This is a genomic window from Burkholderia sp. AU30280 (genome assembly GCF_020420125.1).
In the GTDB taxonomy this organism is placed as follows: domain Bacteria; phylum Pseudomonadota; class Gammaproteobacteria; order Burkholderiales; family Burkholderiaceae; genus Burkholderia.
Map to the genome: position 1 here is coordinate 1 of NZ_JAIZRY010000027.1, position 16,398 is coordinate 16,398.

The following is a 16,398-nucleotide window of genomic DNA, read 5'->3' on the forward strand; positions in this document are numbered from 1 at the left end:
GCACAACTTCAGACGCCTGCGCATTCGGTTCGAGCGCCTCGCCGCCATACACGAGGCGTTCATGAAAATCGCCGCCTGCGTCATTTGCTGGCGACACCTTCAAAAATCATTCTGTTAGCGTTTCTTAGCCAAGCGACTGGTCGGAAACGGAGAGAAGCTGATTGTTTTCCGGCACGCTCGCGGCAAGGCTCAGGGCTGTGCACGCTATCTGGCTCACGAGCTAGGCCTCCCTCCTGCGTCGGTGCTCGGGGACTTGCCACAGTACGGACTCACCTCAGCATCGCAGGACCTTCGAGTTTGCATGCAAGGTGGTACCGCGTTTCACAATGCAAACCTGCAGCGTGAAGAGCGTGAAGTCGTTGAGAAAGGCTTCCGTAGCGCGACCGGTGGCATCCACGTGCTTGCATCTACTACAACGCTTGCAGCTGGTGTCAACACGCCCGCGTCGACGGTCATTCTGGCCGAGAAGAAGTTTGTCGGTGAAGACGGTCGACCGTTTACCGTCGCCGAATACAAGAACATGGCCGGCCGCGCAGGTCGACTCGGTTTCAATGAGACTGGGAAGTCAATAATCCTCGCCGACACGCCGGTTGAGCGCGCGGAGCTATTTCGACGCTATGTTCAGGGTTCCCCCGAAGACGTGGTTTCGTCGTTCAACGATGGCGACCTTCCCACATGGGTTCTGCGCTTGCTCAGTCAAGTGAATGGAGTCACAGCAGCCGAAATCCCCGGACTTCTCGTGAGCACTTTTGGGGGATACGCTGCATCTCGAGCCAACCCTGCGTGGGCGACGCAGGTTGCGGCTCGCGTCAATCAGCTTATAGGGAGAATGCTTCAAAACAACCTGGCCGAACTTGAAGGTGACGTCGTCCACCTCACGTTGCTCGGCCGGGCAGTTGGAGCTTCGAGCCTAACGTTCGAATCCGGACTGCGTCTTGTCGAGCTTGTGAAAGAAGTCGATTGGACGGCGGCCGCGCCCTCGTACATCATTTGCCTCATCCAGGTGCTGCAGGAAATGGACGCCGTATACACACCGCTATTGGTGAAAGGTGTTTCGGAGTCGGCACGCATCACCGATGCATCCCAAAGATATGGGCAGTCGGTGATTCGACTGCTCAGCAGGTTCGGTGCGGATGAAGTGAGACTTCGGCAGCGTTGCAAACGGGCTGCAATCATGTACGACTGGCTCGAGGGCGTCGCTGTTGACGTGATTGAACAGAGGTACTCCCCCAACCCATACTCAGGCACCATCAAATATGGCGATATCATCGCTATCGCGGACGCGACGCGCTTTCACCTGCGGTCCGCGCGGCGCATTTTCACCGCGCTGTTCCCCGAACGAGCTGACATGGCGGAGGCTATCGACAAGCTGTTGATACGCCTCGAATTCGGCTTGCCGGAAGATGGGTTGGCACTCCTGGAGCTTCCCATCTCGCTGAATCGTGGGCAGCGCCTTGCCTTGCTAGCGCACGGTGCGCGCGATGCTACGCAAGTCACGGAAATGGCTGACGAAGCCCTTTCCGCATGCATCGGTAGCGAGAGCGCGTCACAGCTGGCGGTTAGGCGCCAGGCCGAACCCACCTGAAAACGTACGCCGGTGAGTTACCACCGGCAATTCTTGCCAATCACTGGAGCAGTCCGCTGTCGATGTGATGACAACACACGGCTCCATCGATAGCGGAAGAAGGGCCGGCTTAGTTGCGCCTCGGGCAAAGGCAAACTTCGAGCGTCGAATGCATCTGGGCAGGCACCGCGGCCCGGCGCCAAAGCCAGGCATCAAACTCGCGTCCGGTCCTGCTCATACCAACTTCGCCTCTTTCGATGCGTTGAGACGTCCAGCCGCGCCGAAAACTCACATTTCGTTCTTTTCAGAGCCGTCCGCTCTGGGACTCAGTTTCACCATCGTTGACCGCCCACGGAATCCGCCCCGATTCTCCCGCCAATTGGGCACGTGCGACCTGCACTTCAGACGGCAATCGTCGTTGCCGTTAATCAGGCAGTTGTGTAACGTACTCTGCGTTACAAAATTGCCGGGGAAGATATGCCCGCTGGTAAAACTGAAACCATCAATGTGCGCGTTCGGCCGGACCTAAAACGCCTGCTCCAAGATGCGGCTGAATACGAAAACCGCAGTCAGACGAACCTGCTCGAGACGCTTATCCTCGACCACTGTCGAAAGCTCGGGCTCATTGTGCAGCCGCGCGTGACACGCACCGAATCCGAGGGATAAATGAGCGCTTCTGGCTTGCTTACCAAGCTGCTTGACTACGTCATCGAGCAATCTAAAGATATCGACCCTCGGGGATTCAGGCTTTCAGGCACCGATGGGTTCCTGCGCACGAGTGGCGACCTGCGAGGGCTGCCAGGCGTAGACCTCGACATCAAGGTCGAAGGTGACCATATCTGGCTCCGCGTTGCGCGACTTGAGGCCCAGAATCCGCCCGCGGTTCCGCCCGAACAGAAGGAACTGTTTGTCGTCGACTCCGACCCGACTGGAAAACTTCCGCGTATCAATGAAGCGGCGCTGGAGCGGCGTATTGTTGTCTTGACGGAAGGTGAGCCTGAGCTGGCGTCGCAGCGGCTTGCAGACAGCGAGAAAGAGGCTGTTCAGGCGGAGCTGGAGCGTTACACCAGACTCTGGCAGACATGGGCCGAGGCAGAAAAGCCGCGGTGGCAGGCTATCCGACTTTACGGTGAGCTGTTCTCGCTCAAGCAGCAGCTGGAGCTTGAAGACACGGCCAAGCCGCAGGAGTTCGTGTGCGGCATTGGTGTCGCGTCCTGGAAGATGAGCTTTGAGGAACGCACGAAGAAGGTCGACTTCGACTACCAGTATCCGGTGCTCACGCAATCGCTCGAACTGGCCATCGACGACCGGACCCTCGCGATTGAGGTCCGGCCGCGCGCGGTCGGCCCGCGCATCGAGTTCGATGCGTTTTCCGCTTGTCAGCTGCAAAGTGCTGCAGCAGTCGAGCGAGTGGTCAAGGAGGAACTCGAGCGGTCGGCGGAGCGCCCGCCCAATCCGTTCGACCCGGGTACCTACGAGCATGTCCTGAGAAGCATTGCAGGGAATATCGACCGCAACGGCAAATACATTGAAGGACAGGTGGGGCTACCTCCTGCTGGTCCGTCGCTGCTCATTACAGACCTGTGGGTGCTCCACTCGAGGCCCCGGTCGAACAACTTCCTGCACGAGGACATCGAGCGGCTCAAGGCGCGCCTGAAAGACGGAGCCGAGATTCCGGAAGGCCCGCTCGCGCTGGTCACACCGCCCGCCGATGAGAAGGTCAGCTATGAGGCCGTCTCATTCCGCGGCCTCGCGGGGACGCCATCCAGTGGTTCGGGCAAGACGCGAGAACTTTATTTTCCGCTGCCTTACAACCACGAGCAGGTCACCATCGTCGAGCAACTCGAGCGCTCCGACGGCGTGGCGGTGCAGGGCCCCCCCGGGACCGGGAAGACACACACCATCGCCAATATCATCTGCCACTACTTGGCGAACGGAAAGAAGATTCTGGTGACGTCGAAGGGCGAGAAAGCCCTCGAACTGCTGCAGGAGAAGATTCCCGAGGAAGTGCGACCGCTGACCGTGGCATTGCTTTCGGGTGACCGGCAGGGCATGCAGCAGTTTCAGGCGAGTATTGAGGCCATCATTCACCATGTTAGCCAGATGAACCCGGATGTGGTCGCTTCCCAGATTCAGGCAGACCTCTCCGCCATCGACCGGGCGCATACCACCATGCAGCGCATCGACCGCCGAATCGACGAAATCGCGATGACGCAACTATCCGATGTGGAGGTGGATGGCGTCGTGATGCGTGCCCAGAAGATGGCGGACTTCGTTATCGAAGGCGAGAAGACGTTCTCCTGGTTCGACGATTCGCTCTCGCTTGCTCCTGAGAATGCTCCGCCGCTGGTTGCCGAGGAGGTCAGTGCATTGCGCGAGGCGCGGCGCAACCTCGGCACCGACATTGGATATGTTTCGTCGTATCTGCCGGCGAGTGCCGCGCTCCTGACCGTGGATGATGTCCGCCGGCTGCATACGGTCATGGTGAATATCGCGAGCCTCAAGGAGGCAGAGGCGAAGGGCACGCTCATTCCGTTGAGGGCCACAACTGACGATGTTTACGAGCATGCGCGCGACATGCTCGCCAAGGTCGACGCGGCCGTCACGCTCGCCATCGAGATTGAAGAAACCGAAGAGACATGGCCGTTTGACCTAAGGCGCAAATGCCGCCGCGCCGACCACGCGACTGAACGCATGGCCCTGGAAGCGCTTTTTGGGGAATCCGACCAGCTGATGGAGGCGCGCTCGGCGTTCATGCAGCGTCCGGTCAAAATCGACGAGGCCGCGCTTGGCTCACCGAAGGTAAAAGAGGCGCTTGAGCGCGCGGCAAAGACTGGCAAGCCCTTCGGCATGTTCGCGATGGGCGCGGGCGATGCTAAGGAAATGGTGGCAGCAATTCGTATTGCCGAAATCGGGCCGAAGAACGAAGCTGACTGGCAGCATGTGCTCTCGTACGTGAACCTGCACGAGAAAGTTGCATCTTTCTGTGCGCGCTGGAACGAGTTCGCCGATGTCCTGGTCGTCCCGAGACTCACGCCGAGCGTCACGCAGTTGCGTCATATTGAGCGGGTCACCATCGCCGCGCGCAAGGCACATGCTTTCGCGACGAACCACGACACCCATCTAGCTGCGGTCGCCGACAAGGTGTTTGCAGTGCCGCCAGTGGATGACCTTCGAGGTGGTTCGGAGCAGCTTTCGCGCGTTCGGGACTATCTGCGCCAGCACCTGAGCCGTGTTGAGCTGGCGCAGGCGATGACGAACCTGAGCATCCTGCGCGAGAAGCTCGCGGGCACCCGCGGGCCGGTGGCGGAGCAGCTGCGCGATTTTGCGGAGAACCGTCTGGGTGAGCCAGTGTTGCCGGCAGAGAAAGCGGCGGCCGACTACGCCGAGCTGGTTGCGGAACTGCGGCGCATCGAAGGACTTTTCAACGAACTCGAAGCGGTCCGCACGCTCAGTAAAAAGATTGAGACTGCTGGCGCTGTGCGCCTCGCCGCGCGACTGCGCAGCGTCCCGGTGCCCGTCGCTGGTGAAGACGTTACGTGGCCCGCAAGCTGGCGCGAAGCGTGGAACTGGGCGCGTGTGCGCAACTACCTGGAAAGCATCGAAGCGCGACAGGAACTGCTTGAACTCGCGGCCCAGCGCCGGGATGTCGAGTCGGGGCTCTCCCGCCTTTACTCGAGCATGGTGTCGAAGTCGGCATGGCTATCGACCAAGATGAACGCGACGCCGAAGGTGCTATCGGCGCTCGAGACCTACCGTACTGCAATTCGCCGTATCGGCGCCGGCACCGGCCCCAATGCAGTCCGGCACCGCCGCGACGCGCAGAAGGCGATGCATGACGCACAAGACGCCGTGCCGTGCTGGGTGATGAGCCACGCCAAGGTGTCGGAAACGCTCCCGGCCAACCTTGGCGCCTTCGACCTCGTCATTGTCGACGAGGCGTCGCAGTCTGACCTGTGGGCGTTGCCGGCAGTCCTGCGCGGCAAGAAGATTCTGGTGGTTGGCGACGACCGGCAGGTGTCGCCGGATGGCGGCTTCATCTCGGCCGTGCGTATCCAGGAGCTGAAGGACCGTTTCCTTGTTGACCAGCCCCATGCGCCCGTACTTACGCCGGAGAAGTCGCTCTACGATATCGCGTCGACTGTGTTCGCCGCGCAGAAGGTTATGCTGCGCGAGCACTTCCGATGCGTCCCGCCTATCATCGCGTACAGCAACAAGCACTTCTACAAGGACTTCATCCAGCCACTGCGCGTTCCCAAAATGTCACAGAGGATTGACCCACCGCTGGTCGACATCTACGTGCCGCACGGCGTGCGCGACAAGAGGGACATCAACCGCGCGGAGGCCGAGGCGATTGTGGCCGAAATTCAGGCCATCCTCGCCAACCCGCAGTTCGAGCATCGCACGCTGGGCGTGGTCACGCTGCTCGGGCCAGAGCAAGGCAAGTTCATCGACGCGCTCGTGCGCGAGCGCTGTGACGCGGCTGAACTGCACCGGCGTAAGTTCGCCTGCGGCGATGCCCGGACATTCCAGGGTGCTGAGCGCCACATCATCTTCCTGTCGCTTGTCATCGACTCGTCCGGCACGCGAGCGCTTTCGGACCAGTCGTCAGAGCAGCGGTTCAACGTCGCTGCGAGTCGCGCGCAGGACCGCATGTATCTCGTGCGCTCAGTGAAGCTCTCGGAACTGTCTGCATCAGGGAAAGACCTGCGCGCAGGCCTGTTACAGCATTTCTCGATGCCAATCGACCAGCAGGGCAATGGCGAGGAGGAAAAAAACCTCATCGACCTATGCGAGTCGGGCTTTGAGCGGCAGGTGTACACGGAGCTGGTGAACCGGGGCTACCGTGTCATTCCACAGGTGAAGGCGGGAGCCTTTCGCATCGACATGGTGGTTGAGGGCGCGAACGACGCGCGACTTGCCATCGAACTAGATGGCGATGAGTTTCATGGCCCTGACCGATGGCAAGCGGATATGAATCGGCAGCGGGTGCTTGAGCGCGCCGGTTGGGTCTTCTGGCGCTGCTTTGCTTCGACCTGGTCGATGCGCAGGGAGGAAGTGCTCAACGACCTGCTGGCCCGCATGTATGCGCTTGGCATTGAGCCCTTGGGAGCTATTGAGCGAGTGCCGGCGCTAGTCGAGTATCGGGAATGGAATGGTGAGCGCGATGACTTGGTCGACGAAGAACCGCTACCTGCATAGTCCTTGGCCAGAATCCGACCTGTTGATGTCTGAGATAACGTCGCACGGAAAGCGGCGAAGTCTCTGCTGAAGCTCCAATTCGGAGCGAGCAGGGCCAGCAATAGCCACAACAAATCAGACGGAGGAACCGATGAAAGAGCGTTGTGAGAGATGCGGCTGCATCCCCCACTCGCCTCGGCACCGCTGTTCACTTTGCGGCGAACTTGTATGCAAAACAAATTGCTGGTCGGTGTCGGCGAAAACCTGTAATCACTGCGCCCCTGAGAACATGGCGATGCAAGTCGCCTCGCTCGATTTGTCCCGGCCGACGCCAACCGAACACAAGACGTTTGATGGCAAGCCTATCTATATGTGCAGTGCGTGCAAAGGTTTGGTCGGCCGGAGTGCATCGCGATGTTCTTCCTGCGGGAAACCAGTCCGTTGGGTATAGCTTCGACAATTTCTCTCGCGACCAAAGTTACTCCACCGCACAGTCTTCGATGACTGACCGATTCGACCACTGGGGCAGGTCGGTGAAGCGGCAGTAACGAGTCATCGAAGGCGCGAGTTGTCGAAAAAGAAGGAGCGGGGAATGAGTGAAACATTCTCGAGAGCAACCGCAGCAATGGGTGCAGCTGCCAACAATGCATCGATTGTCTGCGAGTACATAGCCGGACTAACCCGGTGAGAGCTTGCGTCACGCTTATTGGTTCGTAGACACCTCACTCGGAACCTTGGAAGCTCTATCAGCCTATGACCATGCGTGGGTTTCGAGCGTAGATTCTGACGGGCGTTGCCGCGCATAAGGGGCTGTGGATAACTCGCGCCGTGCTCCCCCCGCCCCCCTGAAAAGCGGTTGAGAGATATTGCCTGACCGAAAAGCGAAGAACCAAAAGCGAGAGCCCGGCTACGCCGGGCTGACCAAAACGTAACTAAAAACCTGCTGCTTGCCCGAAATTAGATACATTTTCGATTGCAACTTTGCGATGAAAGCCTTACGCGAAAAGCATTTCAAGAACTATTTACATTTAAAAGTGCCCAGAACCGTTCTAGCCGGAACGTTGTCGCCTAGTGTAAGGATAGACCCGAATTTTCGAGCTAAATCAGTGATTTAGCTTGGATTTTCGGGTCTTTTTTTGTTTACACATTTTTCGGTCTAGGCGGAACATGCCTGGACAGTAAAAAATGGGCTCTGTTCGTCGAATGGAGCCTAGCGTGGCCAGATATGCAGTTCGCGAAGTTCGCCTTGAGAATGGCGAACGCTTCCCGCTCTTGGTGCACGGAGATCCATTGGGTCTGCCAGTAGCTGAGATCGTGGAATATTCCATAACGAAGCTACGTGCGCGTGGGCTTCGACGAGCGAGTATTCGCCACCGAACCGAAGCGCTCGGCCTCACACTCCAGTTTGTCGGTGACCGTCTCGTTTGAATCTGACGCCTCGTAGGCTCCGCTACACGTTTGCGACACGTTTGGTTCAGGACGGCGCATCGCCGGTGCTTCTCGCGGACGCATTAGATCATAGCGACTTACAGCAGGTCTCCACGCGAGCGACCATGTGACTCTGGACCAGGTGATGCTTCGTTACTTCGGCGCGCAGGCGCCTTTCGCGTCGAGCGGCCCAAAGAAGCATGAGTTTCCGGATGCGGTCGCACTGCTGACCTTGGAGAGCTGGGCTGAAAAGCAAGCGTGCAAGGTGCTGGTCGTCTCAAACGATCCTGACTGGGTCCGTTACTGCTCGAAGAGTCCACGTCTCGTTGTAATCCGCGATCTCGCGGACGCCCTGAGCGGGTTTCAAGATCAGACTGCCAACTATGCGGCGCGCCGGCTAGCGGAACTATTGAGTGAAGGTGATCCGGTCGGACTGCAGCGTGCGTTGTTGTCGGCGCTTCAGGGCCAGAATGACAAGTTTGAATTCGACGTCGATGCGGACTCGCAATTCGAGTTCGAGTCTGAGGGCGTTGAAGCGCACTTCACCGATCTCGAGCTACCCGGCCCAGAATGGGCCGCGAAAGCGTTCGAGGCCGTCGACTATGGTGACGGAAAGGTATTTGTGCAAGTCGCGGCCACTGCAGTCGCGGAGGTTAGCAGTTACTTTAGATTTCGAAAATGGGACGGCATCGATCGGGAGTACATGCCGATGGGAAGCGGCCGGATTATTACGGACGAACGCATCGACATTGAGGCAATCGTAACGCTTGGCGGGCAGATTCCCGATCGCATGGTGATAGAGGCGGTCGAGATTCTTCAGCAAACACACCACATTGAGCTCAGCGACATCGAACCAGACTGGATGGGCGAACCGGACGCTGAATCAGAGTGAGCTGGGCCGATGGTAGCAATATGTCGTTCCGTCGCTATACCTCTGCTACCTCAAGCCATGGAGTCGTCAGAAGCCACTGGGTCGATTTTCACGCCAATTCGGCCCATTATTGCAAAATCATCCATGATTGGGCCGAATTTGACATCGGCGGCGACTGAGTAAGTGGCTACTTTGACCTGTTTCCGTGCTCTGTGCGGCAGCCGCGAGTTTCTTTCACACAACAGACGCGGTGAGCTGAAAGTACGTCCTCTTGCGTGCGTAAGCTGGCGCGTACCAATAAACAAGTTCCATCCTCTGACAACCGAGAAAACGATGTGGCACCGTTTATCTCGAAAAGTTTGCATTTCCTGACAGTCAGCATTCGGTATCATCTTATGATGGTATGAATGCTCGCCACTTGTAGGGGGCATTTCGTTTGTAAGGGGGCGGGCCGCCTCCAAGTCCGGCTAGACCAACAAGACAGGACGATAACGTATGCCGCCGCTCTCCTTTGCCGAGATCGCGAAGCAATTCTTTGCGCTTCAAAATAACCGACTCTTCACGATCAAGACACCTCTGTCTGGACGGTCCGATCTCGTATTGACTGAATTTCGATGCGAGGAAGGGCTGGGCCAGTTGTTCGAAATTCAGCTCAAGCTGGCTTCGCAGGATCCGAACATCGAGCTCAAGAAGCTGATCGGAAAACCGGTCACAGTAACCCTGCAATTGACCGACGCGATCGCGAGCTCCGAGGAACGTTATTTCCACGGCTACGTGACGGATTTTGAGCACACGGGCATGGACGGTGGCCTCGCGATCTACGAAGCGACTGCTCGGCCATGGATCGCGTTCATGGATCGGCGGCAGGACATCAGAATCTTCCAAGAGCAAACGGTCGAAGAAATTCTGATTGCAGTATTTCAACGCTATCGAAAGTTCGGCGATGTAGAGATACGACTACAGAAACCGACCGCGAACCGCAGCTACTGTACGCAGTACAAGGAAACGGATCTGGCGTTCGCTTTGCGTCTCATACAGGAAGAAGGGCTGTTCTTCTATTTCGAACACAAGAAAGATGCCCACACGCTGATCATTACCGATACGTCAACGAACGCCCAGCCGATCTCTGGGCGTAGTCCGATGCTGCGGTACTCGACCGACGAAATACTGGACGATGAACAAGTGGTCACGTCGTTCGTTGCGCGCCGGCAATTGACGTCCGGCAGCACGACGCTCAAAACCGGTGACTACAAGGCACCGGCTGCGAGACGCTTGGTCGAGCGCGACACTGGCATTAACCAGGGCGAAGTCGACAACTACGAGGTCTATGATTATCTGGGCGCCCACGGCTTCCCTGACAGTGACCGCGGCGAACAGTTGGCGAGGTTCCGCACTGAAGCACTCGCTGCACATAGCAAGTTTTTCGTCGGCGCCACTCATTGCCGGCGGATCGAGCCCGATCGCTACGTACAGATCGAGGCCCACTACGACCATGAACGCGCGCAGCCCGAGGATCGCCAGTTTCTGGTGACCTGGGTCCGACATCACGGTACGAACAACTATCAGGCGCAGCCCGGCGTCGCGACGTACGCCAACGAGTTCCGCTGCATTCGCAAGAAGATCCCTTATCGTCCGCTTCTGACGATTCCTCGGCCGGCTATTGTCGGTGTCCAGACCGCTACCGTGGTTGGCCCTCAAGGTCAGGAAATCTACACCGACGAACTCGGTCGCGTAAAAGTGCAGTTCCCATGGGACCGATTGGGCAAAAGCGATCAGGGTAGTTCATGTTGGGTGCGCGTCTCACAGCCGTGGGCGAGCGCAGGGTTCGGGATGATTCAGTTGCCCCGCATCGGTGACGAAGTCGTCATCGCTTTCGGTGATGGAAATCCCGATCGCCCTCTGATTATCTCGTCCGTCTACAACGCCCGGAATACGCCGCCGTGGAGTTTGCCAGCAAACGCAACGCAGAGCGGAATATTGACGCGCTCGAGCACGCGCGGTGACGTCAATACAGCCAATGCGCTTCGCTTCGAAGATAGGAAGGGACAGGAAGAAGTCTGGCTGCATGCGGAGAAGGATCAGCGCATCGAGGTCGAAAACGACGAGTCGCATTCGGTTGGTGTCGATCGACAAAAATCCGTTGGACAGGACGAGAAGGCGCAGATCGGCCGGAACTGGACGCTCTCGACCGGAGGCGTCAAGGTTGAGACGGTTGGGCTGGCATCGGTACAAAGCGTTGGTCTCGGCAAGATGCTCAACGTTGGACTTGCCTACAACGTCAACGTCGGCGGTCTGTTCTTGCGCAATGTCGTGCTGCAGATGGCGAGCACGGTCGGGATGAGCCGCACGGATCGCGTCGTAGAGGACTGGACCGCGCACGTGGGTCACACCTATACGGTAACGGTGCGCGGCAAGGCGGTCGGGGACGCAGTCAAGAAGGATCAGGAGGCGCCGCTCGATGTCTCGCCGGATTTCAGTCCGCAACTTCCGGATCACGTCACAAGCGCCGATAGCAACCAGATCAGGATTACAGATCAGGGCCAGGCGAGTCTGTCGGGTTCATCGACTGCGCAACTGATCGGCCCCGGGGGGACGGTTACGATTGATGCAGCAGGCATCCATCTCAAGGGCAAGGGTATTTATCTCGAAGGGCCGGTAACGCAAAGCGGCGGCAGCGCCAAGGGTCTTGCGCCCGTGACCGAGGCTGATTGCGCGGAGTGTGCCAAAAAGACCCAGTCGGCGCACCCTGTCGATGTAGCGACCGGCCAGAAACTGCTCACTCACGATGATTTCACGCTACCCGGCCGGGTGCCAATCCGCTGGAATCGGCGTTACCGTAGTGCAGACCAGCGGACGGGCAGTTTCGGTGTTGCTTGGAAGCTCCAGTATTCGACCGAAGTTCAACGGCAGGCGACTGCTGGGACTTCAAGGCTTGTCTATTTCGACATCGACGGCCGTCAACTGCAGTTCCCGGTACTTGAACTGGGCCAGGAACATTTCCATCCAGTCGAGAAATTTACGCTCGCGCGCCTTGACGATAACGAAAGCGGGCAGCGTTACGCGATTCGCTTCCCAAGCGGAATCATCGAAACATATGAACAGCATCCGGCTGACGCGATGCGTTGGCAACTTGCCCGGTATGAAACTCGGGATGGCCAAGCTCTGACGTTCGGTTATACGCCGATGGGTAGCCTGCGCGAGGTGCGAAATAACGTCCATACGGTGAGGTGCCAACACGATGAAGCCGGCCGCATCACTGAAGTCCATTGGGTAGATGGGCATGGCGATTCGAAACGGAAACTCGCTGCCTATCGCTACGACGAAGATGGTGACCTGGTCCAGGCGATCGATCAGGGTAATCGAACTTGGCAGTACGCATATCAGCATCACCTGCTGACCCGTTACGAGATGCCGGCGGGGGCAGTCTTCGTGTCCGAATGGGACGGCGATACACCGCAATCGCGCTGCGTACGTACCTACGCATATACCCGAAACGAAGACGGCAAGCCTATAGTCACGCGCGACACGCGCTTCCATTACCAGGCGTCGGTTCGGATGACGCGTGTCACCGACATGCTTGGGAACGCAACGACGTATCGGTACAACGGGCTGTGGGCGGTCGACCAGATCACGTATCCAAACGGCAGCACCGAGACGACCGAATTCGACGAAACCGGCAACATCGTCGGGCGGACGGACGCGCTGGGCCGAACAACGCAAGCGGTATGCGACGCGCAGGGTAGTCCAGTCGCAATTCGGGATGCCGCGGGTCACTTGACGCGAATCGAGTACAACGATCTGAATCTGCCAGTGCGCATCACGGATCCCTCCGGCCAGATCTGGCAGCGCGAGTACGACGCCGACGGACATCTTGTGAAGGAAATCGATCCGCTGGGGAATTCTGCAAGCACCGTATTCGAGAATGCCCTCCCGGTCACGCACACGGATGCTCTTGGAAACGTGACTCATACTCAGTGGAACGAGGCCGGCCAATTGATTGCCCGTACAGACTGTTCGGGATTCACGACGCAGTATTCGTACGATGAGTTTGGTCGCCTAACCAGCCAGACGAACGCGTTGGGTCAAACGAGCAAATTCCACGGCAATGTCTCGGGAAAGCCGGCTGCCGTCGAACCCGCAGGGCTCGGCGTATGGAAGACCGAGTACGATCAAGCGGGACGAGCAATTGCACATGTCGATCCACTGGGACGAACGACGCGTGTGACCTGGGATGAGTATGGCCAATCTGTTGGCGTCTCGGATCCAATGGGTGGTCGGACCTTGTTCCAATACGATGAGCTCGGACGGCTTGTTCGTTTGACGAACGCGAAAGGCGAGCACTGTACGTTCCGTTACGACGCTCAGGGACGTATCGTGGAGCAGACTGGATTCGACGGCCGTCGACAGCAGGTTGCATATAACGCTGCAGGCGAACAGATCAAGCAAATCGATTACGGTCAAGACGGGCAAGTGCGCACAGTGCTGCTGTACGACAATCTCGGCCGTCCAATCGAGCGGCGCCTTGGCGATGGCACAAGCACGGCGTTCATCTATGACGAACGAGGTTTGCTCAAGCAATTGCACCATCGACCGGCAATCGGCGTCGAGTCACAAATCACTTACGAATACGATGCCGCAGGGCGACGAGTCGCTGAGCTGCAAGCACACCACGGGCGCGTCTGGAGACTCCAGCATCAACTTGACGCGATTGGCAACCGCAGTCAGACCATGTTGCCGGACGGGAGCGTGCTGACTTGGCAACGCTACGGCCGCGGACATATCCACGGATTGCTGTTGGATGGTGGGGTGCTAGCGAGCTTTGAGCGAGATGAATTGCATCGAACGATTCAGAGTACACAGGGACCGATCGCGCAACTTTTCCAATACACCGATGCCGGTCAGTTGGCATCGCAACGATTGCAGGACCTCGACGAGCGCGGCGAGCCACGCGCAGAACCGCGACCGTGGCGCTCATGGGAGTACGACCCGAGCGGGCAATTGATCCGATTGGCGGACGCTTGGCGTGGAGACAAGCGGTACCACTATGATCCGCTCGCCCGCTTGATTGGTATCGCCCGAACAGGAGGAGAAGCAAGTGCTGAGGTGACAAACGAAGCGTTCCAGTACGATCAGGCAGGGAACCTATTGGCGCAAAGTGCAAATGGCGCGGTGTTGGAGTCCGCGGCTTTGATCGGGCCGAACGTGATCGGCGATCGGCTGTCGCGTTTTGTCGACGTGAACGGTGAGACGCGCACGCTATTCGAGTTTACTTACGACGGACATGGCAACCGGATCGGGCAGACGGTACAAGCTGGGCGAGAAGCGTCCCCTCCTCAACCCGCATCCGGCCTGATTGGTAGGCTATTGTCGAGACAGGACTCTCCCGGCGGGCAGGAAATCACGGTCGCGCCACGCTCGACGCGATACTGGTACGACGGTGCGCATCAACTCTCAGGAGTTGAGCATGCTGACGGTACTCGAACCGAATACAGATACGACGCAATTGGCCGACGAATTGCGAAAATCCACACGCCTGCAAACGAAGCACCTCGAACGACGTTGTTCACTTGGGACGGCGATTGGATGCTGCAGGAAGTGTTGGCAGGTGCGTCGCCCCGAGACGATTCGGTGATTACATATATCCCGCATCCAGACCACCGGGGGCCACTGGCAAAGCTTGAGGGTGGTAAGCGCTATCACTATCTAAGCGATCATTTGGGCACGCCGCAAGAACTGGTCGACGACGAGCGTAAGGTGGTGTGGGCCGTCGATCTCAAAGGCTATGGTCAAGCGCGGATGCATATTGCAGAGGAAATTGATAATCCGATTCGATTCCCAGGGCAGTATCGCGATCTGGAATCCGGCTTGTACTACAACCGATATCGGTATTACGATCCTCAAGTAGGGCGGTACATTAATCAAGACCCGATCGGGATTGTTGGTGGTCTAAACAAATTTGCATATGCCGAATCGAATCCGGCGTCTGAATATGATCCGCTTGGGTTGTATACGCCAGGTAAGGATGGAGTTACCGGCGTTGACGCAGATGGAGTTCCGTCGTTTGATGAATCGAATCCGAGATTCCATTCATACAATGTGGTTAATTCTTGTCAAAAGACGAACTCGAAATGTAACTACAAGAGTGCCGTTGAAGGATTGCTTCGATATCCCGCTCCCGGGGCGTCAGGGGAACCTATCAAGAATGGCCAAGAAAGCTTTGCGGTACCGGTAGGGTACGTGCATCATGTTGTCAAGGACGGTGGCGCGACGGTGATTAACGTTACCGAGCCGAATCGCCACTTGCTTTCACCAGGGATTGTCAGGCGCTGGGTATCGGATGACGGCAATTCGATCAGCATCCATACATACGGAGAGGGAACCGGATATTTCGGGAAAATTAATGAAATGGGCGCGGATTTTTTGTGGGTCAAAGTTGACGCAAACATATTTAAGTATATGGGGTGTCAGGGAGGTAAAAAGTGAGATTCTCTGAGTTGCTTGGTGCGAGCTTGACTGCCGCAATTGTGGGCGGGGTATTGATTGGGGTTCTTTCTATTCGGGATTTTGGAGTTGTCTCGCTTTTGTTCGCCGTCGTTGCGTTCGTGATCGCATTTTTATCGGCAATTATTTTGTCTTACCCGATGGCTTGGTTGAAGGCGATGATTCCGTCTGGTGCAGTTTTTCCAGTAGTTGCCATCGTTGGCGGAATCGCGGCTACACTTATTCTTGCAGTGCTTACAAAGGCATCATGGGCGGATATGCTGTCGATCAACAAATTGGTGTTGCTGTACTCAGCAATTGGCGTCGTGTGCGCGATTTCTGCATTTGGGTACATTGAGAGGTCCGTGATTTTTGAAGGACTCCGTAAATTATTCGGATAGATAGCGCGACGTGGAGGCTGCATTGACAAAGCCGATCATTCGCAAGGGTGATTCAACGGATCACGGCGGCTTGGTGCTCGAAGGCTTCGAGCATGCCGACCTAAACGGTCGTCCGCCAGCGGGTATTGGACATATGGTTGCGTGCCCGAAATGCAGCGGTGTCTTTCCCATTGTTCAGGGCTCGAACCAGTATGCGATAGATGGTCGGCCGGTAGCACTGGATGGAATGAAGACCGCGTGTGGCGCCGCGCTAATAGCGACTCAACAGACGTTTGTCGTGAGTAGTTGAGTCTGGCCGATTCTTGCTGTCGGAGGAGCCGAGCTACGTCACCAATACACGCTTGCGGTACTGACGCGTGGATTTGGGGGCTGGATCTTTGCAAGCAGTGCTTATGATGATGCGGCCAGCGTAGCCTCCGACAAGGGGATACCGTTGTGAGTCCCTGCAGGCGTGTCTGATCATCGGCTGAACT

General features: G+C 57.6%; 5 protein-coding genes and 2 pseudogenes. All 7 read left to right on the plus strand.

Translation table 11 applies throughout. The features are described from left to right. Nucleotides 1-118 (plus strand): annotated as a pseudogene (locus LGN17_RS35615) (IS5/IS1182 family transposase); the annotation flags it as partial. A gap of 183 nt (nucleotides 119-301) precedes the next feature. Next, entirely contained in the window at nucleotides 302-1,585 is a 1,284-nt protein-coding gene (locus LGN17_RS35620) for a helicase-related protein (protein ID WP_226201460.1), read from the plus strand. 645 nt (nucleotides 1,586-2,230) lie between these two features. After that, on the plus strand, nucleotides 2,231-6,766 hold the full coding sequence (locus tag LGN17_RS35625) for an AAA domain-containing protein (RefSeq protein ID WP_226201461.1): 4,536 nt from the start codon (nucleotides 2,231-2,233) through the stop codon (nucleotides 6,764-6,766). A 1,531-nt stretch (nucleotides 6,767-8,297) separates the two neighbouring features. Then, nucleotides 8,298-9,065, plus strand: a pseudogene (locus tag LGN17_RS35630) (PIN domain-containing protein); the annotation flags it as partial. A 474-nt stretch (nucleotides 9,066-9,539) separates the two neighbouring features. Beyond that, a complete protein-coding gene (tssI, locus tag LGN17_RS35635; protein WP_226201463.1) occupies nucleotides 9,540-15,527 on the plus strand; it encodes a type VI secretion system tip protein TssI/VgrG in 5,988 nt (1,995 codons plus the stop codon). Then, complete coding sequence (locus LGN17_RS35640; protein WP_226201464.1) at nucleotides 15,524-15,925, plus strand: hypothetical protein; 402 nt, start codon at nucleotides 15,524-15,526, stop codon at nucleotides 15,923-15,925. Before tssI ends, LGN17_RS35640 begins: the two co-directional genes overlap by 4 nt. Before the next feature lie 22 nt (nucleotides 15,926-15,947). After that, nucleotides 15,948-16,214, plus strand: coding sequence for a PAAR domain-containing protein (locus LGN17_RS35645; protein WP_175752483.1), 267 nt, complete (start codon nucleotides 15,948-15,950; stop codon nucleotides 16,212-16,214). The last annotated feature ends 184 nt before the right edge of the window (nucleotides 16,215-16,398 follow it).

What these genes read in the sequence shown, in the direction of transcription:
- LGN17_RS35620 (WP_226201460.1), top strand. Translation starts at nt 302, where the DNA reads ATGCAAGGTGGTACCGCGTTTCACAATGCAAACCTGCAGCGTGAAGAG.
- LGN17_RS35625 (WP_226201461.1), top strand. Translation starts at nt 2,231, where the DNA reads ATGAGCGCTTCTGGCTTGCTTACCAAGCTGCTTGACTACGTCATCGAG.
- tssI (WP_226201463.1), top strand. Translation starts at nt 9,540, where the DNA reads ATGCCGCCGCTCTCCTTTGCCGAGATCGCGAAGCAATTCTTTGCGCTT.